Source organism: Silvania hatchlandensis (assembly GCF_025564065.1).
In the GTDB taxonomy this organism is placed as follows: domain Bacteria; phylum Pseudomonadota; class Gammaproteobacteria; order Enterobacterales; family Enterobacteriaceae; genus Enterobacter; species Enterobacter hatchlandensis.
This window is the reverse complement of the sequence record NZ_JAMGZK010000003.1, coordinates 1-246: the sequence shown is the minus strand read 5'-3', so window position 1 is coordinate 246 and position 246 is coordinate 1. Positions and strand designations below refer to the sequence as shown.

General features: G+C 48.8%; 1 rRNA gene. It reads left to right on the top strand.

The window, feature by feature from the left end:
• A 23S ribosomal RNA gene (locus M8014_RS00015) occupies nt 1-93 on the top strand; the annotation flags it as partial.
• Between the last annotated feature and the right edge of the window lie 153 nt (nt 94-246).

Sequence of the window (246 nt, the reverse complement as noted above, 5' to 3'; positions counted from 1 at the left end):
GAACGTTGAAGACGACGACGTTGATAGGTCGGGTGTGTAAGCGTAGCGATACGTTGAGCTAACCGATACTAATGAACCGTGAGGCTTAACCTTACAACGCCGAAGCTGTTTTGGCGTGAAGAGACAGAATTTTCAGCTTGATAACAGATTAATCGACAGGTCAGAAGACGTGTTGATAAACAGAATTTGCCTGGCGGCTGTAGCGCGGTGGTCCCACCTGACCCCATGCCGAACTCAGAAGTGAAA